The sequence below is a fragment of the Nocardia sp. NPDC005825 genome (genome assembly GCF_040630175.1).
GTDB lineage: Bacteria > Actinomycetota > Actinomycetes > Mycobacteriales > Mycobacteriaceae > Nocardia.
The window spans coordinates 710710-730086 of sequence record NZ_JBEXXC010000003.1 but is presented as its reverse complement, the minus strand read 5'-3'; the positions used below and the strand labels follow the sequence as shown (position 1 = coordinate 730086).

The 19377-nt window shown below is 69.1% G+C and carries 13 protein-coding genes; 7 read left to right on the top strand and 6 right to left on the bottom strand.

Going from position 1 to position 19377, the window contains the following annotated elements; all coding sequences use genetic code 11:
• The first annotated feature begins 27 nt into the window (after window positions 1-27).
• Both ABZ382_RS12155 and ABZ382_RS12150 read left to right on the top strand, forming a co-directional pair.
• Window positions 28-942, top strand: coding sequence for an alpha/beta hydrolase (locus ABZ382_RS12155; protein ID WP_357087272.1), 915 nt, complete (start codon window positions 28-30; stop codon window positions 940-942).
• 111 nt (window positions 943-1053) lie between these two features.
• A complete protein-coding gene (locus ABZ382_RS12150; RefSeq protein ID WP_357087270.1) occupies window positions 1054-2850 on the top strand; it encodes a long-chain fatty acid--CoA ligase in 1797 nt (598 codons plus the stop codon).
• An 88-nt stretch (window positions 2851-2938) separates the two neighbouring features.
• Here ABZ382_RS12150 and ABZ382_RS12145 read toward each other — a convergent pair whose 3' ends face one another.
• Entirely contained in the window at window positions 2939-3817 is an 879-nt protein-coding gene (locus ABZ382_RS12145; RefSeq protein WP_357087268.1) for an alpha/beta hydrolase, read from the bottom strand.
• A gap of 140 nt (window positions 3818-3957) precedes the next feature.
• Between ABZ382_RS12145 and ABZ382_RS12140 the strand changes: the two genes are divergently transcribed.
• From ABZ382_RS12140 to ABZ382_RS12130, 3 genes are all read left to right on the top strand, one after another.
• Window positions 3958-4389 carry a VOC family protein gene (locus tag ABZ382_RS12140; protein WP_357087266.1) on the top strand — a complete coding sequence of 144 codons (432 nt, stop codon included), beginning with the start codon at window positions 3958-3960 and terminating at the stop codon, window positions 4387-4389.
• Between the two features lie 66 nt (window positions 4390-4455).
• Entirely contained in the window at window positions 4456-6009 is a 1554-nt protein-coding gene (locus ABZ382_RS12135) for a molybdopterin-dependent oxidoreductase (RefSeq protein ID WP_357087263.1), read from the top strand.
• Between the two features lie 135 nt (window positions 6010-6144).
• The gene (locus ABZ382_RS12130; protein WP_357087260.1) at window positions 6145-6765 is read left to right on the top strand and encodes a Uma2 family endonuclease; all 621 of its coding nucleotides are present in this window, start codon (window positions 6145-6147) and stop codon (window positions 6763-6765) included.
• Window positions 6766-6838: 73 nt separating this feature from the next.
• On the opposite strand, the gene ABZ382_RS12125 is transcribed toward ABZ382_RS12130, so the two are convergent.
• Complete coding sequence (locus tag ABZ382_RS12125; RefSeq protein WP_357087257.1) at window positions 6839-8335, bottom strand: DHA2 family efflux MFS transporter permease subunit; 1497 nt, start codon at window positions 8333-8335, stop codon at window positions 6839-6841.
• A gap of 12 nt (window positions 8336-8347) precedes the next feature.
• Window positions 8348-9004 (bottom strand): PadR family transcriptional regulator, encoded by a 657-nt coding sequence (locus ABZ382_RS12120; protein ID WP_357087255.1) that lies wholly within the window; start codon window positions 9002-9004, stop codon window positions 8348-8350.
• 223 nt (window positions 9005-9227) lie between these two features.
• Here ABZ382_RS12120 and ABZ382_RS12115 point away from each other — a divergent pair, with 223 nt between their 5' ends.
• Entirely contained in the window at window positions 9228-9356 is a 129-nt protein-coding gene (locus tag ABZ382_RS12115; protein ID WP_357087253.1) for a hypothetical protein, read from the top strand.
• 87 nt (window positions 9357-9443) lie between these two features.
• Entirely contained in the window at window positions 9444-10292 is an 849-nt protein-coding gene (locus tag ABZ382_RS12110) for a GNAT family N-acetyltransferase (protein WP_357087251.1), read from the top strand.
• A 16-nt stretch (window positions 10293-10308) separates the two neighbouring features.
• Here the strand turns inward: ABZ382_RS12110 and ABZ382_RS12105 are convergent, their stop codons facing one another.
• The 3 genes from ABZ382_RS12105 to ABZ382_RS12095 form a co-directional block, all read right to left on the bottom strand.
• Window positions 10309-11640: an FUSC family protein gene (locus ABZ382_RS12105; protein WP_357087248.1), complete on the bottom strand. Its 1332-nt coding sequence runs from the start codon at window positions 11638-11640 to the stop codon at window positions 10309-10311.
• A gap of 116 nt (window positions 11641-11756) precedes the next feature.
• Entirely contained in the window at window positions 11757-15503 is a 3747-nt protein-coding gene (locus ABZ382_RS12100; RefSeq protein WP_357087246.1) for a multifunctional oxoglutarate decarboxylase/oxoglutarate dehydrogenase thiamine pyrophosphate-binding subunit/dihydrolipoyllysine-residue succinyltransferase subunit, read from the bottom strand.
• 112 nt (window positions 15504-15615) lie between these two features.
• The gene (locus tag ABZ382_RS12095; RefSeq protein ID WP_357087244.1) at window positions 15616-19365 is read right to left on the bottom strand and encodes an ABC transporter ATP-binding protein; all 3750 of its coding nucleotides are present in this window, start codon (window positions 19363-19365) and stop codon (window positions 15616-15618) included.
• Between the last annotated feature and the right edge of the window lie 12 nt (window positions 19366-19377).

Here is a 19377-nt window from a genome sequence, read left to right as displayed (position 1 = left end):
TACAGCGATTCTGAAGGACATTCGGTCATGCCCGATGTGACACTGCCGTTGCCTGTCGTCCGAGCCGTGCTGAACCCGGTCTTCCGGGTGATGCTCAATCACCGGCTCCCGTTCGGTGTCCAGCGGGCACTGATGGATTGGGGTTCGGCGGCGCAGCGCGCGCCGCGCGGCACCCATGTCGAGCACGTCCGCCTCGGTGGCCGCCCGGCCGAGCGCGTCTCGGTCGGGCCGGTCTCCGACAGCGCCACCGTGCTGTACCTGCACGGCGGCGGCTACACCGTCGGCTCGCCGCTCACGCACCGCTCGCTGGCGGCCTACCTGTCCCGCGAAACCGGTTGCGCTGTGCAGGTTCCCGACTACCGACTGGCCCCCGAACACCCGTTCCCGGCGGCGCTCGAGGACGCCGAGGCCGCGTTCCTGGAACTGGTCCAGACCGGTTTCCAGCCGGAACGCATTGCGGTGGCCGGTGATTCGGCCGGTGGCGGGCTGTCGCTGGCGCTGGCCGAGCGGCTGCGCGACCGGCACGGCCTGACCCCGGCCGCCCTGGGCCTGATCGCGCCGTGGGCCGACCCGAACGAGGTCCCCACCCGCAACCGGGATCTGGTCATCAACAAGCCGTGGTCGCGAGCCTGCGCCGCGGCCTACCTGGGTGGCGGCGACGGCACGGACGCCGGGTACGCGCCGCTGCTGGGCGAACTGCGCGGTCTGCCGCCTACCTACGTCCAGGCCGACAAGGCCGAGCTGCTGCACGACCAGTGCACGCGGCTGGTGGCGCAGCTGCGTGCGGCGGGTGTGCCGACCGAGTTCACCGAGACCGAGGGTCTCTGGCATGTCGCCCAGCTGCAGGCGGCTCTGGTGGCGCCGGCCGCGGCGGTCACCGTCGAACTCGGACAGTTCCTGCGCCAGGCGCTTCGACCAGCCCAAAGCCGGTCAATAGGATAGAGAAGAGTCACAGCGCGAGACCGTCCGGGAACAGGTTCGGGCGGTCCGCGGAGAGTTACCTGTGAGCGTGGCGTAAATTACCCGCCAGTAAACCTCTGTGGAAGGGCAGCGATGCGAGAGTTCGAAGTCCCGGCTACCTACACCATTCCGGAGAACGCCAACATGTCGGACGGCGCGTTCCGGCATGCTGAGAAGACCCCTGACCTGGTGGTCTTCAACACTCCGAATGGCAAGGGCGGCTGGAACGACGTCACGGCGGCGACGTTCGCGAAGACCGTGACCGACGTGGCCAAGGGACTGGTGGCCTCCGGTATCGAGCTCGGCGACCGCGTCGCCATCATGGCTCAGACCAGCTACGAGTGGGTCGTGCTGGACTTCGCCATCTGGGCGGCCGGCGGCTGCACCGTCGCGATCTACGACTCCTCCTCCGCCGAGCAGGCGCGCTGGATCCTCGAGGACTCCGCCACCAAGCTCACCGTCGTCCAGAACGACAAGCACCGCGCCACCATCGCCGAGATCGAGTCCGGACTGGACAGCCTGCGCGAGGTGCTGCAGGTCGACAAGGGCGCGATCGCCGAACTCACCGCGCGCGGCGCCGAACTCGACGACGCCGTGGTGCACGAGCGCCGCGCCCAGGTGAAGGCCGCCTCCCCGGCGACCCTCATCTACACCTCCGGCACCACCGGCCGGCCCAAGGGCGTCATGCTCTCGCACGCCAACCTGTACGCCGAGTCGGCCGCCGACCGCTCCGCCATGAGCGAGTTCCTGCGCCCCGGCCGCAAGTCGCTGCTGTTCCTGCCGCTGGCCCACGTCTTCGCCCGCGCGGTCGCGCTGGCCGCGTTCGACGCCGGCGTCACCGTCGCCCACACCGCCGACTGGTCCACCCTGGTCGAGCAGTTCGGCCAGTACAAGCCGAACTTCATCCTCTCGGTGCCGCGCGTGTTCGAGAAGGTGTTCAACGGCGCCAAGCAGAAGGCGCACGACGGCGGCAAGGGCAAGATCTTCGACTACGCCACCGAGATCGCCATCCAGTACAGCCAGGCCCAGCAGGACGGCAAGCCGAACCTGGTGCTCAAGGCCCAGCACATGCTGTTCGACAAGCTGGTCTACTCCAAGCTGCGCGAGGCCATGGGCGGCCAGTGCGAGTCCGCCGTCTCCGGCGGCGGCCCGCTGGGCGCGCGCCTGGGCCACTACTTCCGCGGCGCCGGCGTCACCATCTACGAGGGCTACGGTCTGACCGAGTCCACCGCCGCCGTCAGCGTGAACACCCCGCGCCACATCAAGGTCGGCTCGGTCGGCCGCCCGCTGCCCGGCCACGGCGCCAAGGTCGCCGACGACGGCGAACTGCTGATCCGCGGCCCGGTCGTGTTCGGCGGCTACTGGAACAACCCGGAGGCCAGCGCCGACGCGTTCGACGCCGACGGCTGGTTCAAGACCGGCGACCTGGGCGCCATCGACGAGCAGGGCTTCATCGCGATCACCGGTCGCAAGAAGGAAATCCTGGTCACCGCGGGCGGCAAGAACGTCTCCCCGGCCATGCTCGAGGACTCGCTGCGGCAGAACGCGCTGATCAGCCAGGTCATGGTGGTCGGCGACGGGCAGCCCTTCATCGGCGCGCTGGTCACCCTCGACCCCGAGGCGCTGCCGGCGTGGAAGGCGCGCAACGGCATTCCGGCCGACACCCCGATCGAGCACGTCATCGAGAACCCGGCCCTGGTCGGCGAGATCAACGACGCGGTCGCGGCGACCAACAAGCTGGTCTCGCACGCCGAGGCGATCAAGAAGGTTCGCATCCTGCCGGTCGACTGGACCCAGGAGGGTGGCGAGCTGACCCCGAAGCTGTCGCTCAAGCGGGCCGTCGTCATGAAGCAGTACGCGGCCGACGTGGACGCGATCTACAACTCCTGACCGGAGTTGGGAGGGTTCCCGGGGGCTGAGCCCCCGGACCCGCACAGGAACATGGTTGGGGCTCACGGTTTTCCCGTGGGCCCCTTCCCTATCCCTGGGTAGCGGGCAGCCGGTCGAGGAAGTCCGCGATGAGCGGGGCGATCTCGGCCACATGCGTCTCCAGCGCGAAATGGCCCGTGTCGAACAGGTGCAGTTCGGCCTCGGGAACGTCCGCGAGATAGGCGTGCGCCCCGGGGGCGGGGAAGAACATGTCGTTCGCACCCCACGTGATGAGGGTCGGGGGAGTGTACTTGCGCAGCCACGCTTGCCATTCGGGGTAGCGGGCCACATTCGACTTGTAGTCGTAGGCCAGGGCCAGCTGCGCTTCCTTGCGGCCGGGGAGGTCCAGGAAGTGCTGGTCCAGGGTCCAGGCGTCGGGGTTCAGCAGGCTCGGATCGGGAACGCCGCCCTCGTACTGGCCGCGGGTGCCCTCGAGGGTGAGCAGGCCGAGGATGACCTCCTCGTCGCCCTCGTGATCGGGTCGCAGCGCGACGAAACCCTGTGCGGCCTCGGACAATCCGGCCTCGTAGGCATTGCCGTTCTGGACCACCAGCCCGGCGATCCACTCCGGATGGCGGGCGGCCAGCCGCAGGCCGATCGGCGCGCCGAAGTCGAAGATGTACATGGCGAACCGGGTCAGGCCCAGCCCCCGCACGAATCCCTCGGTGATGTCGGCCAACCGGTCGAAGGTGTAGTCGAAATCCGCCGGCGCCACGGTGTTTCCGAAACCCGGGTAGTCGGGCGCGATCAGCCGGTAGCGGTCGCCGAGCGCGTCCATGAGCCGCCGGAACTGGTGCGAGGCGGTGGGAAAACCGTGCAGTAGCAGCAGGACCGGGGCGTCGGCGCGGGCGGGGACCGATTCGCGGTAGAACACGTCGACGCCGTCCACCTCGAGGTGACGGTGCTGGACCCGGGGCAGTTCGCTCATAGCTAGGTCAACCGGGGGACGCACCGAATATTTCTCGCATTCACCGAAATTTCCCGGCGACGACCGATGATTTCCGGGCGGCCCCCGCGTCCTACCTGTCGGGTGCCGCCGCACCCGCCACACCGACCGAGGAGGAACCCATGCCCGCACTGAACCCGTACCTGGTCTTCAACGGCAATGCCGAGGAGGCGATCACCTTCTACCAGTCCGTCTTCGGCGGCGAGGCCACCATCGTCCGCTTCGGTGACATGGGCGGCGACACCCCCGGCGACCTGCCCCCGGAGATCGCCAACCGGGTCGCCAACGCGCAGCTGCCGCTGAGCGCCACCAATATCCTCATGGTGTCGGACACCCCGCCCGGCAACGACATCGACAACTCCAACCCCGGCTTCGCCGTCCAGGTCGAGGTGGAGTCCGCGGCCGAGGCCGAGCGCCTGTTCAACGAGTTCGCCCCCGGCGGCACCGTCACCATGCCGCTCGGCAAGGTCGAGTGGGCCGACGCCTTCGCCATGGTCACCGACAAGTTCTCGGTGCCGTGGATGATCAACTACACCGGTTCCGCCACCATGTGACGACGTCACCGGATCGTCATTTCTCGCGCGGGCTCGCGCGGGGGTTCCCGCAGTAGGGTCGGTTTCGTGGCCGATCGCGAAGTACGAATCGCCGGCGGCATCGTCGCGGGCCTGGTCACGCTGGGCGTGGCCGAAGTGGTGTCGGTGCTGATCAGTCCCGACAGCACCCCCTTGCAGGCCGTCGGGGCGTGGGTCGTGGACCATACGCCGGACGGGTTCCGGGAATGGGTGATCGGGCTGGTCGGCACCAACGACAAACTGCTGTTGTTCGTGTCGATGGGCGTGGCGGCCGTCGTGCTGGCGGCCGTCGCCGGACTCGCCGAGCGGGCCCGGCGGCCCTGGGGATCGATCCTGTTCGGGGTCTTCGGACTGCTCGCGACGCTGGCCGCGATGGGACGTCCGGCCGCCGCGTGGACCTGGTCGATACCCGCGCTGCTCGGCACCGCGGCCGGAATTCTCGCGCTGCGCAGCCTGATTCGTCGCCTCGAGGAGTCCGCGGAACGCGCCGCCGCGACACCGGCGGCCGCGGAGTCCGCCGAAGAACAGGCCACGCAACGGCGCCAGATGATGCGCTGGCTCGCCATCACCGGCGCCGTCGCGGTCGCCGGTGGCGTGGCCGGACGGATCGTCGGGCTGCGGTCGCGGGACGTCTCCGCCGAGCGGGCCGATGTCGAGTTGCCCACGCCGACCGGCGTCGAGCCGCCGATCGATCCGGGCGCGGACCTGAGACTGCCGGGCCTCACCCCCTACCTCACCTCGAACTCCAGCTTCTACCGCATCGACACCGCGCTCACCGTGCCGCAGGTCAGCAAGGACGACTGGTCCCTGCGCATCCACGGCATGGTCGATCGCGAGATCCGTTTGAGCTACGCCGATCTCGCCGCACGCACTCCGATCGAGCGGCTGGTCACCCTGGCCTGTGTCTCCAACCCGGTCGGCGGCGATCTGGTCGGCAATGCCCGCTGGCTCGGTTACCGGCTCGACGAACTCATCGCCCAGGCCGGGCCGTACCCCGACGCCGACATGGTGCTCTCCCGCAGTATCGACGGCTTCACCGCGGGCAGCCCCCTCGCCGTGCTCACCGACGGCCGCGACGCCATGCTCGCCGTCGGCATGAACGGTGAACCGTTGCCCACCGCGCACGGCTATCCGGCGCGGCTGGTGGTGCCGGGCCTGTACGGGTACGTGTCGGCCACCAAATGGGTGACCGAACTCGAGATCACCAGATTCGATCGCGCGGAAGCGTTCTGGACCAGACGCGGCTGGTCGGCGTACGGCCCCATCAAGACCGAATGCCGCATCGACACCCCGCGCGGCCGCACCCTCACACCCGGCAAGGTCACCGTCGCAGGGGTGGCGTGGGCGCAGCATCGCGGCATCCGCGGCGTGGAAGTCCGTATCGACCAAGGGGACTGGCAGCCCGCGCGCCTGGCGGCCGCCCCGTCCATCGACACCTGGGTGCAGTGGGCCTTCGACTGGGACGCGCCCGCGGGCAGCGGCGTGCACACCGTGTGGGCGCGCGCCACCGACGGCACGGGGGAGACCCAGACCGAGCGGCGACAGGACGTCGTGCCCGACGGCGCGACCGGATATCCCTCGCTGACAGTGCGAATCGGCTGACGAACACGCCGGTCGAGCACGGGCGACAGTTCCGAATGGCCGTTTTGCCCGCGGCCTCCGTTTAGGATCGGCGCGGCAGTCGTCGCCCAGTCCGACCGGTTCAGGGAGCATCCCTCGACGGAACAGAGGAAGCGCATGACCGGAGTACTCGAATGGGCGCGGGCGGAGAACCTGCAGCCCGGACCGATCACGCTCGACGTCTGGCAGCAGCTGCCGCCCGACTTCCGTCGGCTGGTCGAGGTGGTCAACGGGGATGTGGTCCGGGCCGACACGCCCGCGCTGCCGTACCGTAATGCCACCCGGCGGCTGGCCGCCATGCTGGAATCCGGGGCCGAGCAGCATATGAGCCGGTACAACGACGGCTCGCTCTACGTCGGCGTCGACCAGGACGTGCTGCTGTGGGAATCGCCGCGGCTCACCGTCCGCCGCCCCGACATCATCATGTTCTCCTGCGCCCCCGCCGATGTCGGGCCGCTGCAGGCCGCGCGGGTGAAGATCGCCGTCGAGGTGGTGTCCCCGGCCACCGAACGGGTCGACGCCGCCGACAAGATGGCCGAGTACGCGCTGGCCGGAATCCCTTGGTACTGGCTGGTGTACATGGATCGGGACCGGGTGAAGGCGATTCAGACCCATGTCCTGGTGCTGGGGCACTACCGGCCGCTGCGCCGCCTCGGCGCGCACATCGGGGAGACACTGATCGACATGCCCATCGAGATCGGGATCGATTGGACGCGGCTGATCGGGCTGCTGCTCTGAGGGAATCCGCCCTGCGGAAACGACGCTGCCCGCCGGGAATCCCCGGCGGGCAGCGCCTTTCGAACAGTCGGGATCAGTGCGCCCCGATATCGGCCTTCGCCATATCGTCCGCCCGCCCGTCGCCCTGCTTGCCGAAGCCGATGAACATCGCCGAGGCGACCACACCGATCAGCAGGATCGCCGCGGGCAGGTACATGGACTGGCTCAGCGCGGTGCTGAGCTTCTCCAGGATCGGATCCCGCACCTGCGCGGGCAGATCGCTCAGGCTCTTACCGCCCGAACCCTCGCCGATCGGACCGCTCTGCAGGCCCTGCGCCGAGATCCGCGCCGACAGCAGCGCGCTGATCGCCGCCGAACCGAGCACCGAACCCACCTGGCGGGTGGTGTTGTAGACGCCCGCACCCGCACCGGCCTGCTGCACCGGCAGGTTGTGGGTGGCGGTGGAGGCCAGCGGCGCCCAGATGCAGGCATTGGCGATACCGGCGAAGCCGCCGACGATCATGAACAGCGGCAGCGAGCCGTCCGGCTTCATCAGCGCGGCGAAACCGAACAGGGTGGCCGCGAACACCGCGAAACCGATGGTCGGGATGACCCGCGGCGCGACCTTGTCGGAGATCTTGCCGATGATCGGCGCGAACACACCGGTCAGCACGGCCATCGGCGCGAAGATCAGCGCCGAGCGGGTCGGCGACAGCTCGTGCACCTGCTGCAAATAGAAGTAGGCGGGCACGAACACACTGGTCACCGCCGCGCCCATGGCCGCGATACCCACATTGGACAGCGCGAAGTTGCGGTCCTTGAACAGGCTCAGCGGCACCAGCGGCTCACCGGTATTGCGCGCCTGGTTCACCACGAACAGCGCCAGCACCACGGCGCCGGCCGCGATCATGGCCCAGATCTCGGCGTCCCAGTCGTGGGTGTTGCCCTCCTGGATGCCGAACACCAGCAGGAACATGCCGACGCCCGACAGCACCACCCCGACCAGATCGAACTTGTGCTCGTGCGTGGGCAGCGACGGCACCAGCCAGAACGCCAGCGCGAAGGCGATGATGCCGATCGGCACGTTCACGTAGAAGATCCACTGCCAGCCCTGCCAGTCCACCAGCACGCCGCCCAGGATCGGGCCGACCAGGGTGGCCAGACCGGCCACGCCGCCCCACAGGCCCATGGCCGCGCCGCGCTTGTCCGGCGGGAAGGTGCGGGTGATGACGGCCATGGTCTGCGGCGTCATCAGCGCCGCGCCCAGGCCCTGCACGGCGCGGGCCGCGATCAGCATATTGATGCTGGTCGACTCGGCGCACCAGAGCGAAGCGAGGGTGAACACGACCAGGCCGCCGAGGTAGATGTTCTTGGGGCCGAAGCGATCCCCGAGCCGGCCGGTGACCAGCAGCGGCACCGCGTAGGCCAGCAGGTAGGCGGAGGTGACCCAGATGACCTGGGAGACATCGGCGTGCAGGTCCTTCATGATCGCCGGATTGGCCACCGCGACGATGGTCATGTCCAGCAGGATCATGAAGAACCCGACGACCAGCGCGTATAGCGCTAGCCACGGATTGCGTTGAGTGGACATGGATTCGGGTTCCTATCCCTGGGAGTGGGTTCTGGTGTCGACGCGCTCGCCGGACTCGGAGTCGAAGGTTTCCCATTCGAGATCGCCGCTGCGGAGCTCGTCCATGAGTCCGCGCAGCCAGGTGACTTCGGCGGTGCTGTGCGCGCGTATGTAGTCGACCCGCATCCAGTAACGGCGCGGGACATCGGAGGCGGCGGCCAGGTCGCGGAGCGTGGTCAGCTCGGCGACCCGCGCCTCGATCGAGGCGACGCGTTCGCGGAGGGCATCGATGACCTCGTCCACCGGCAAATTGTGCGCTTCGGCCAATCCGGTCACGAACGCCGGGTACTCGTGAACCGGTTCCCGCAGCAGGTCCCGGACTCGTTCCCGCAGCGCCGTGTGCCCGGCCGTGCAAATGCGGTAGGTGGTCCGTTCCGGCCGGTTACCGGCCCGATCGGTGCTCTCCGCCGCGATCAGTTCCTGATCGGTCAGTCGTGCCACCGTGTGATACAGCGACCCCGGCTTGATCTTGGTGAACTGGTCCTCGTGGCGGCTCAGTAACAGCTGATACATCTCGTACGGGTGCATCGGACGTTCCTCCAGCAGTGCGAGAACCAGCAGCGCCATCGGCGTGAGCGCTGGAGCCGACTGCTTCTTGATCACCACGACCTCCGTTTCGAGTGACGCCATCACCCGTCACCCCGATCCTCCGTGCCAAATATTCCACGTGGAATATACGACGCCGAACACCGCGCTCACAACCCCTCTCGAACGGATCACTCCCCAGCCTTCGTGACCCACGTCACCGTCGTGCGAAATCGCTTGGTGCAAGCTACTTCTCGATGCGCGGCAACTGAAACCGGCCGGTACCATCAACCTTTCGTCAGGGAAGTAGCAGAAAGAGGTACCCGCCATGTCGGACCAGGAATCGACCACCCAGGACACCGCCGCCGCCGACGGCCTCGCCGCGATGATGGCCGCCTGGGACATCAAGGGCACCGCCGATTCCACTGCCGAACAGGCGGATTCGACCGGCGAGTAACCCGCCCCCGGCGCCGGACACCGAACAGCCCGCCGAGTATGACTCGGCGGGCTGTCCCGTTCCAGGCGTCTGCGCCATGATGGACGTATGGGGTGGACGATTACCGAGGATGTGGCGGCATACGAGCGGGCGGCCGGCGAATTCCTGCTGTCGGATCCGGTCCGGCACACCGTGCTGGTCACGGTGCTGGACCGGCTACAGCGGCAGGGGCTGACGGTCTTCGGGGACGCCGCTCCCCATTTCGGGTGGTGGACCACTCCCGGCGGCGAGGTCGCGGCCGCCTTCTTCCGGACACCGCCCTTCGGAATCGTGGTGTCCCCATTGCCGTTCGAGGCGATCGCTCCACTCGTACGGGACTACTCGGCGATCGATCCGGCGCTGCCCGCGGTGTCCGGCCCGTCGGACTCCGCCCGGGCCGTCGCCGAAGTCTGGGCGTGGACGCACGGCACGGCGGTCGCCCTGCGCCGCGCCGATCGCCTCTACCGGCTGGGTGATCTGGTCCCGCCGGAACCGACGCCGGACGGCCGTGGACGCCTCGCGACGGACCGTGACCGGGCCCTGGCGATCGAATGGCTGCTCGAATTCACCCGGGACATCGGCGATCCGCCCCCGGCGCACCCGGACCGCACGATCGACGACCGCCTGCCCCGCGGCGGCCTGTCCCTGTGGGAAGTGGACGGCACCCCGGTCTCGATGGCCGGATCCGGTCCGGCCGTAGCCGGAACCATCCGCATCGCACCCGTCTTCACCCCGAAACCCCTGCGCGCCAGGGGCTTCGCGGCGGCGGCCACCACCTTCGCCTGCCGCCAGGCCCTCGCCTCCGGCGCGAGCGACATCATGCTCTTCGCCGACCTGGCCAACCCCACCAGCACAGCCCTCTACCAGCGCCTGGGCTTCCGCCCCCTCGGCGACTACGACGTCTACCGCCTCGGCTGAGACCCTGCGCCGTACCTCATGCGTGGGCGACCAGTTCTCGGCCGCGACCGATGAGCGCCATGTGGTCGTCCCAGTGCTCGCGGACCCAGGCCGGATCATTGTGTGCGCAGTCCATCGCGGCGTTCTCGTGTCCGGTCAGCTCGAAGTGGAGGGAGTCGCCCAGGCTTCGCACCCGATCGGCGCCGGCTGCCTCTACCGCCGCCGCTGTCGCCCGCACCCGGTCGGCCGTCCAGCGCAGTCCTCGCCGATGTGCCCGCCGGGCAACGATATTCAGGCACACGGCGGCGGCCGCGACGCCGATCAGCGTTTCGATCAGGCGGTCCCGCATCATCGGCAGCGCCGACCCGTGCAGCACGCCGGCCCCGCCGGTGAGCAGCGCGGTCGGGGTGATGAACAGCACCGCGATCGCGTAATTGCCGACGATGAACAGTTCGATCGCGAACATCAGCGAGGCCAGCAGGGCCACCAGGACGTATCCGGACGGTTCCAGCGCGTACAGGGCCGCGAACAGCGCGAGTCCCGCCGCCGTCCCGGCGAAGCGGTGAATCGCCCGGGCATGTCCGCGCACTCGATCCGGCCCGTTGGCCAGGATCACCAGCGCGGCGATGATCGCCCAGTACGGCCGCAGCGACCCCAGCGCCACGCCGATCGCACCGGCCGCCGCACACGCCGCGGCCGCGCGCGCGGTCGTGGTCAGGGCATGCGAATGCGGTGAGAGGCCGCGCCGCAGCCGATAGCCCACGCTCGGCACTCGCGGCCCCGGCAGGTCCGCCCCGCGCAGGCGATCCACCATCGCGCTGACCGCGGTCACCGCCAGCGCGGAAATCAGCCCGTACGAAGCGAATTCGACGATCTGCCCGGCCGCCGAGCCCGCCTGGGCCGCCGCCATTCCCGCCGAGCACACCAGCACGAAGAACAGCGCTCCCGGCGGTCCCGATCGCAGCGCCGTGACCACCCACACCGCCACCGCCGCCACTGCGGTGAGCAATGCGGCCATCGCCGCGGGCGCGAAGTCGTGCCCGGCCACCGCGTGTCCGGTCCAGGCGCCGAGCCAGGTGGTCAGCAGGATCGCGAGGCCCGCCACGGCGACGAAGGTCCCGCGCACCCGGATCGGCCGCCCGTCCCCGTACAGCACCGCGAACGCCCCGAAGGTCGTGAACAGCGCCGCCTGGGGATGGCCCGCCGCCACCGCGAGAGCTGCGGGGATGCCGAACGCCGCCGCCGATTTCACGCCGGATTCGGATCGGCTCCACAGCGCGGGCCGGGCGAACAGCAGCGATCGCACCCGGGTCAGGGCGGGCAGTGGATGGCGATGCGCGGATTCGGGGCTCACACCCCATTGAAACATCTAAGCCTTGCTAACGATTCCTGCGGTGTCGTGTGCGCTTCCAGCCCGGCTCGGGGCCCGAAACGACACGAGGCCGGAACTCGTGAGAGTTCCGGCCCCGCGCGAGGATTCGACTATCAGGCGGTCGGGGAGAACGCCTCGTCGATGATCTCCTGCTGCTCCACGGCGTGCACCTTGGACGAACCCGAGGACGGGGCCGACATGGCGCGGCGAGAGATGCGGCGCAGCTTGCCGAAGCGGGCCGGGAGAATCTCCGGGAGGTTGAGGCCGAAGAAGGGCCAGGCGCCCTGGTTGGCCGGTTCCTCCTGGACCCACGCCAGATCGGAGGCGTTGGGGTACTGCTCCAGGGCCTCGTTGAGGCGGAACTTCGGAATCGGGTACAGCTGCTCGACGCGGACGATGGCCACGTCGTCGCGGTTGTGCTTGTTCTTCTCGGCCACCAGCTCGTAGTAGATCTTGCCGGAGGTCAGCAGCACGCGCTTGACCTTGGAGCGGTCGCCGTTGCCCGACTCGTAGGTGGGCTCCTCGAGCACGGTGCGGAACTTGTTGTCCGTGAAGTCCTCGACCTCGGAGACGACAGCCTTGTTGCGCAGCATGGACTTCGGGGTGAAGACCACCAGCGGGCGGCGGATGCCGTCCAGGGCGTGGCGGCGCAGCAGGTGGAAGTAGTTCGACGGGGTGGACGGGACCGCCACCGTCATCGAACCCTCGGCGCACAGCTGCAGGAAGCGCTCGATACGACCCGAGGTGTGGTCCGGACCCTGGCCCTCGTGACCGTGCGGCAGCAGCAGCACGACCTCGGAGAGCTGACCCCACTTGGCCTCACCGGAGGAGATGAACTCGTCGATGATCGACTGCGCGCCGTTGACGAAGTCACCGAACTGCGCCTCCCACAGGACGAGCGCGTCCGGGTTGCCCAGCGAGTAGCCGTACTCGAAGCCGACCGCCGCGTACTCCGACAGCGCCGAGTCGTGCACCGCGAACCAGCCCGGGTTCGCCGAGCCGATGTTGTGCAGCGGGGTGTACTCGTCGCCGTTCTTGCGGTCGATGATGACCGAGTGGCGCTGCGAGAAGGTGCCGCGGCGGGAGTCCTGACCGGTCAGTCGGACGGCCTTGCCCTCGTCGATGAGCGTGCCGAAGGCCAGCAGCTCGGCCATGGCCCAGTCGACCTTGCCCTCGTACGCCATCTCGCGGCGCTTCTCCAGCACCGGCTTGACGCGCGGGTGCACGGTGAAGCCCTCGGGCACGTTCAGGAACGCGTCGCCGATGCGCTGCAGCACCGTCTTGTCCACGGAGGTCACGAGGTTCGGCGGCAGCTGCTGCTCGTCCTCGACCGACTCCGAGGCCTCCGGCGGGAACTTCTCCAGCTCACGCACCTCGTTGAAGATCCGCTCCAACTGACCCTGGTAGTCACGCAGGGCGTCTTCGGCTTCCTTCATGGAGATGTCGCCACGGCCGATCAGCGACTCGGTGTACGCCTTGCGGACCGAACGCTTGGTGTCGATCACGTCGTACATGCCCGGCTGGGTCATCGACGGGTCGTCGCCCTCGTTGTGGCCGCGGCGGCGGTAGCAGATCAGGTCGATCACGACGTCGCGCTGGAACTTCTGCCGGTAGTCGACGGCCAGCTTGGCCACCCACACACAGGCTTCCGGGTCGTCGCCGTTCACGTGGAAGATCGGGGCGCCGATGAACTTCGCGATGTCGGTGGAGTATTCGGTGGAACGCGAGTACTCCGGCGCGGTGGTGAAGCCGATCTGGTTGTTCACCACGATGTGCACGGTGCCACCGGTGCGGTAGCCGCGCAGCACCGACAGGTTCAGGGTCTCGGCCACGACACCCTGGCCGGCGAAGGCCGCGTCACCGTGCAGCATCAGCGGCACGACCGAGAACGACCGCGCCTCTTCGCCCTTGGTGACGATGTCTTCCTTGGTGAGCAGGTCCTGCTTGGCGCGGACCAGACCCTCCAGCACCGGGTCGACGGCCTCGAGGTGCGAGGGGTTCGCGGTGAGCGACACCTCGATCTCGTTGTCGCCGAACATCTGCAGGTAGGTGCCGCGCGCACCGAGGTGGTACTTCACGTCGCCGGAGCCGTGGGTGGCGGCCGGGTTCATGTTGCCCTCGAACTCGGTGAAGATCTTCGAGTAGGGCTTGCCCACGATGTTGGCCAGCACGTTCAGGCGGCCACGGTGCGGCATACCGATGACGACCTCGTCGAGGGCGTACTCGGCGCACTGGTCGATGACGGCGTCCATCATCGGGATGACCGACTCGGCGCCTTCCAGCGAGAAGCGCTTCTGGCCGACGTATTTGGTCTGCAGGAAGGTCTCGAACGCCTCGGCCGCGTTGAGCCGGGACATGATGTACTTCATCTCGGCCACGGTGGGCTTCGCGTGCTTCTGCTCGACACGCTCCTGAATCCACTTGAGCTGCTCGGGATCCAGAATGTGGGTGTACTCCACACCCACGTGGCGGGCGTAGGCATCGCGCAGGATGGACAGCACGTCGCGCAGCTTCATGCGCTCCTGGCCGTGGAAGCCCGCGACATTGAACTCGCGGTCCAGGTCCCACAGGGTCAGGCCGTGCTGGGTGACATCCAGGTCGGGGTGCGAGCGGAACTTGTCCTTCACCAGCCGCAGCGGGTCGGTGTCGGCCATCAGGTGGCCGCGGCTGCGGTAGGCGTTGATCATCTCCTGGACGCGGGTCGACTTGTCGATGCCGCGTTCCTGAATGTCCTTGCGCCAGCGCACCGGCTCGTAGGGGACACCCATGCCGTGGAAGATCTCGTCGTAGAACTCGTCGGAGATCAGCAGGTTGTGGACGGTCCGCAGGAAGTCGCCGGACTCCGCGCCCTGGATGATGCGGTGGTCGTAGGTCGAGGTCAGGGTCATCAGCTTGCCGATGCCCATCTCCGCGAGCTGCTGGTCGCTCATGCCCTGGAACTCGGCCGGGTACTCCATCGCGCCCGCACCGATGATCGCGCCCTGGCCCAGCATCAGGCGCGGCACCGAGTGGTTGGTGCCGATGGTGCCCGGGTTGGTGAGCGAGATGGTGACGCCGGCGAAGTCGTCGTTGGTCAGCTTGCCCACGCGCGCCCGGCGGACCACGTCCTCGTACGCGGTGTGGAACTGCGTGAAGGTCATGCTCTCGGCGTTCTTGATGGCCGCGACCGCGAGCGCGCGATTGCCGTCCTTGCCCGGAAGGTCGATGGCCAGACCGAGATTGGTGTGCGCCGGGGTGACCGAGTTCGGCTTCCCGTCGATCTCGGCGAAGTGCCGGTTCATGTTCGGGAAGGCCTTGATGCCCTGCACGATCGCGTAACCCAGCAGGTGGGTGAAGGAGATCTTGCCACCGCGGGTACGGGCCAGGTGGTTGTTGATGACCAGTCGGTTGTCGATCATCAGCTTCGCCGGGATGGCGCGCACCGAGGTAGCGGTGGGGATGGCCAGCGACGCCGACATGTTCTTCGCGACCGCCGCGGAGGGTCCGCGCAGCACCTTGGTCTCGTCCTCGGCGGACGGCTTGGGGCCGCCGGAGGTCGGGGCCGCGTTCGAGGTCGGGGCCGGGGTGGTCTGCGGGGCGCGCACCTGCGCCGGGGCCGGAGCCGGGGCGGGCGCGGGCGCAGTGGCGGCGGGGGTGGCGACAGGCGCGGCGGCGGCGGGGGCCGGAGCGACGGCGGCAGGCGCCTGGCTGTTGTTACCAGTCTCGGCAGTGTTCTCCGGCGTGTAATCCGCCAGGAACTCGTGCCAGCTCTCATCGACGGACGAGGGGTCTTGCTTGTACTTCTGGTACATCTCGTCGACAAGCCACTGGTTCTGTCCGAACTGGTCTGTTGAGCTGCTCACAGCAGGTGTTCGCCTCATTTCGTTCTTCGCGCTGCGACGTTTGTGACGTGCCCGGCACGGGTAATCGGCGGATGCGCGCCGATGCGCCCCCACTGAGGATATGCCCACCCCTGTTCGCCGTCGGTCATGGCTACCACCGAGCGGACGCATTCTCTCGTGAGGACTCGTCCTCGCCCGAGAATATTCCTTCCGTCGCCCGCGCCGCAGCCCACAAGCGGGAGTACGGGCCGTCGGCCCCGAGGAGTTCGTCGTGTGATCCGATTTCGCTGATCCGGCCGTGCTCGACGACCGCGATCCGATCGGCCTGCGCGGCGGTCGCGAGCCGGTGCGCCACGATGATCGAGGTTCGTCCCCGCGTCACCGATTCGCTCGCGACCAGCACCGATGCCTCGGCGGCGGGATCCAGTACGGCGGTGGCCTCGTCGAGCAGGAGCAGGTCGGGCCGGACCAGTTCGGCGCGGGCCAGGGCGATGAGCTGGCGCTGCCCGGCCGAGAGTCCGCGCCCGCGTTCCCCGACCGGCTGCGACATGCCCCGGGGCAGTGCGGCGATGGTGTCCAGCGCGCCGACCGCGGCGGCCGCCGCCTCGATTTCAACGCGACTCGCAAAAGGTTTGCCAAATGCAATGTTGCTGGCAATGTCGCCGGTGAAGAGGTGAGCTTCCTGCGGGACCACGCCGAGCCGGGAACGGAACTCGGCGAGGCGATAGTCGCGAATATCCACGCCGTCCACCCGAATTACGCCGTGAGTGTCCGGATCATGGGCGTTGTCATGCTTTTTCGCTATGGAGATTGCCGTCGCGGCGTCGGTAACTTCGTGATTCGCGTCACCGGGCACAGGTTCTCGTGGCATGTCGTAGAGCCGGGCCAGCAACTTCACGATGGTCGACTTGCCCGCGCCGGTCTCACCTACCAGCGCCAGGCTGCCGCCCGCCGGGATGCTGAGGCTGACTCCCTCCAGGGCGGGCCGCACCGCGCCCGGGTACTGGAAGCGCACGTCGTCGAACACCACCTCGCCGCGCAGCCGCCCGTCGATCGGGGCCGCGTCCGCGGGATCGGGGGCGATGGAGGACGGGGTGCGCAGCAGTTCCCCGATGCGCCGCAACCCGACCCGCGCCTGCTGGTATCCGTCGAAGAGCTGCGACAACTGCATGATCGGCCCGAACAGCAGCTGCAGGTACAGCACGAACGCGACCAGGGTGCCCGCGGTGGTGGTGCCGTGCGCCACCGCCCAGGCCCCGGTGAACACGACCGCGGCCAGCGCCAGATCCGCCCACATGCCGACGAAGGCGAAGAAGGTGGCGATGGCCCGCTGCGCCTGCATCCGGCTGACCCGGTAGTTGTCCGAGTACCCGGCGAAGCGCCGCTCGGAGATCGCCTCGTGCCGGTTGGCCTGCACCACCCGCAGTCCCGCGACGTTCTCGGCGAAGTCGGCGTTCACGGTCGCCGAATGCTCCCGGGAGGCGCTGTAGGCGGCGTCGGAGACCTTGCGGAACTTCCAGCTGGCCACCAGCAGCGCGGGCACCGTCACGAACACCACCAGGGCCAGGCCCGGGTCGATGATGGTGAGCGCCACCGCGATTCCGCCGACGGTCAGCAGCGCGACCAGCGCGTCCGGCAGACCGGTCTGCATGAACGTCGACAGCGCGTCGATGTCGGTGGTCATCCGGGTCATGATGCGACCGGACAGTTCCCGCTCGTAGAAGTCCAGGCCGAGCCGCTGCAGATGCGCGTAACTGCGCACCCGCAAGCCGAACAGCACCCGCTCCCCGGCCCGATTGCTCCACAGCAGCGCGGTCGCCGCGACCAGCCACCCGGCCACGACCAGGACGACGCCGATGACGGTGGCCCGCACCAGCGCCGCGCCGTCGTGCCGTCCGACGCCCGCGTCCACCGCGTACCGCACCACCGACGGGAAACCCACGCCGACAAGCGCGTTCAGCGCCAGCAGGAGCATGGTTCCCGCGACCAGCCACTTCACCAGTCCCAGCGCGTGACTCAACCGGAACTCGGGGTCGGGCTCCCGCAACGAGTCCGCGTCCAGCCCGGGTTCTTCCAGTGCGGGCGGCAGCTTGCCGAGCACCCGCCGCACTTCCTCGGGTGTATCCCGATCCGGTTGCGCGCCCGCCGCGGTCTGCCCGAGTTCGAGGTCGGAGTCCGCGGCCGCCGGATCGAGGGGCGCGAATTCCGGTGCGGGCAGCCGGATCACGCGGTCGGCGTGGGACAGCGTCGATTCGCGGTGGGCCAGGATCAGCGTGGTCCGGCCGGAATCGGTGGGCAGGGACGCGAAGATCGCGGCCTCGGTGACGGCGTCGACCGCCGAGGTGGCGTCGTCGAGGATCAGGACGCGCGGGTTGGCGAGCAGGGCGCGGGCGAGGGCGATGCGCTGGCGCTGGCCGCCGGACAGGGTCAGGCCGCGTTCGCCGACCACGGTGTCGTAGCCGTCGGCGAGGGCATTGATGAAATCGTCCGCCGCGGCCTGTTTCGCGGCCGCATGGATCTCGGCCTCGGTCGACTCCGGGCGGCCCAGGGCGATATTGGCGGCGATGGTGTCCGAGAGCAGGAACGCCTCGTCGAACACCACGCCCACGGCCGCGCGCAGTTCGGCCGCGCGCAGGTCGGCGACGTCGGCGCGGGAATCGGTGCCGTACAGGCTGATCCGGCCGGAGTCGGGGGAATAGAAGCGCGGCAGCAGCAGGCTCAGCGTGGACTTGCCCGAGCCCGCCGGGCCGATGATCGCCACCGTCTCCCCGGGCGCGATGTCGAGGCTGAAATCGCGCAGCACCGGCCGGTCCGGATCGAAGCCGAACGTGAGGTCCTCGATGTCGATGCCGAGCGGCCCGTCGGGCACCGGCGCCGGATGCTCGGGGTCGACGCGGTCGGGCGCGCTGTCGATGACCTGGTGCACGCGTTCGGCCGCGGCTCGCGTCAGCTGTGCCATCACCACCACGTACGACACGATCCGGGTGGAGTTGGTCATGGTCGCCACGTAGGCGCCGAAGGCCAGGAAGGTGCCGAGACCGATGCTGCCGTGGAAGGCCAGCAGCCCGCCGACCGCGATCACCGCGACCAGCCCGGCCTGCGGAATCGACCCCAGTGTCGGGCTGAAGCGGGCGTCGATGCGGGCCGCGCGCATGCGTTCGGCGTACAGCTCGCGTCCGTGGCCCTCCAGCAGGTCGACCATGCGGGCCTCCTGCCCGAAGCCCTTCACCACGCGCACGCCGGTGACGGTCTCCTCGACGTGCTGGGCCAGGTCGGCGGCGCGCTGCTGCGCGGACCAGGTGGCGGCGTAGAGACGCGGCCGCACCCGGTAGACCACGAAGGCCAGCACCGGCACCACCAGCAGCGCGGCCAGCGCCAGCGGCGGCGAGAGCCAGAGCATGACGCCCGCGGCGAGCACGAATTGCAGCGCCGCCACCGAGGACCAGGGCGCCATCGACAGCAGCCCCTGCACCAGGGTGAGGTCGCTGATCGAGCGGGAGATGACCTGGCCGGTGCGCAGCTCGTCCTGCCCGGGCCCGTCCAGGCGTTGCAGCGCGGCCAGCAGATCCACCCGCAGTTCGTGCTGGACGTCGAGGGCGAGCCGCCCGGCCAGCATGCGGCGGCCGAAGGAGGCCAGGAATCGGCCCACGGCGAGCGCGCCCAATGCGATCGCCAGGCCCGCGATGATGCCGGTATCGCCCGCGGTCGCGCCGTCGAGCGCGCGTTTGGCGAGCAGTGGCCCGGTCACCTCGACGACCGCGCCGGCCACGATCGCCACCGCCAGCCCGGCCAGCATCCACGGGTGCCCCGCGCACCTGTCCCACAGCCGCCGCAACCAGCCGCGGCCGGTTCCGTCACCGGCCCCGGTCACCATCGTCTCGCCCACATCACTCGAACTCATCGCGGAGAACAA

Excerpts from the sequence above, each read along its gene's own strand:
- ABZ382_RS12155 (WP_357087272.1), top strand. The coding sequence starts at position 28 with ATGCCCGATGTGACACTGCCGTTGCCTGTCGTCCGAGCCGTGCTGAAC.
- ABZ382_RS12150 (WP_357087270.1), top strand. The coding sequence starts at position 1,054 with ATGCGAGAGTTCGAAGTCCCGGCTACCTACACCATTCCGGAGAACGCC.
- ABZ382_RS12145 (WP_357087268.1), bottom strand. The coding sequence starts at position 3,817 with ATGAGCGAACTGCCCCGGGTCCAGCACCGTCACCTCGAGGTGGACGGC.
- ABZ382_RS12140 (WP_357087266.1), top strand. The coding sequence starts at position 3,958 with ATGCCCGCACTGAACCCGTACCTGGTCTTCAACGGCAATGCCGAGGAG.
- ABZ382_RS12130 (WP_357087260.1), top strand. The coding sequence starts at position 6,145 with ATGACCGGAGTACTCGAATGGGCGCGGGCGGAGAACCTGCAGCCCGGA.
- ABZ382_RS12125 (WP_357087257.1), bottom strand. The coding sequence starts at position 8,335 with ATGTCCACTCAACGCAATCCGTGGCTAGCGCTATACGCGCTGGTCGTC.
- ABZ382_RS12120 (WP_357087255.1), bottom strand. The coding sequence starts at position 9,004 with ATGGCGTCACTCGAAACGGAGGTCGTGGTGATCAAGAAGCAGTCGGCT.
- ABZ382_RS12115 (WP_357087253.1), top strand. The coding sequence starts at position 9,228 with ATGTCGGACCAGGAATCGACCACCCAGGACACCGCCGCCGCCGACGGC.
- ABZ382_RS12110 (WP_357087251.1), top strand. The coding sequence starts at position 9,444 with ATGGGGTGGACGATTACCGAGGATGTGGCGGCATACGAGCGGGCGGCC.
- ABZ382_RS12105 (WP_357087248.1), bottom strand. The coding sequence starts at position 11,640 with ATGTTTCAATGGGGTGTGAGCCCCGAATCCGCGCATCGCCATCCACTG.
- ABZ382_RS12100 (WP_357087246.1), bottom strand. The coding sequence starts at position 15,503 with ATGAGGCGAACACCTGCTGTGAGCAGCTCAACAGACCAGTTCGGACAG.
- ABZ382_RS12095 (WP_357087244.1), bottom strand. The coding sequence starts at position 19,365 with ATGAGTTCGAGTGATGTGGGCGAGACGATGGTGACCGGGGCCGGTGAC.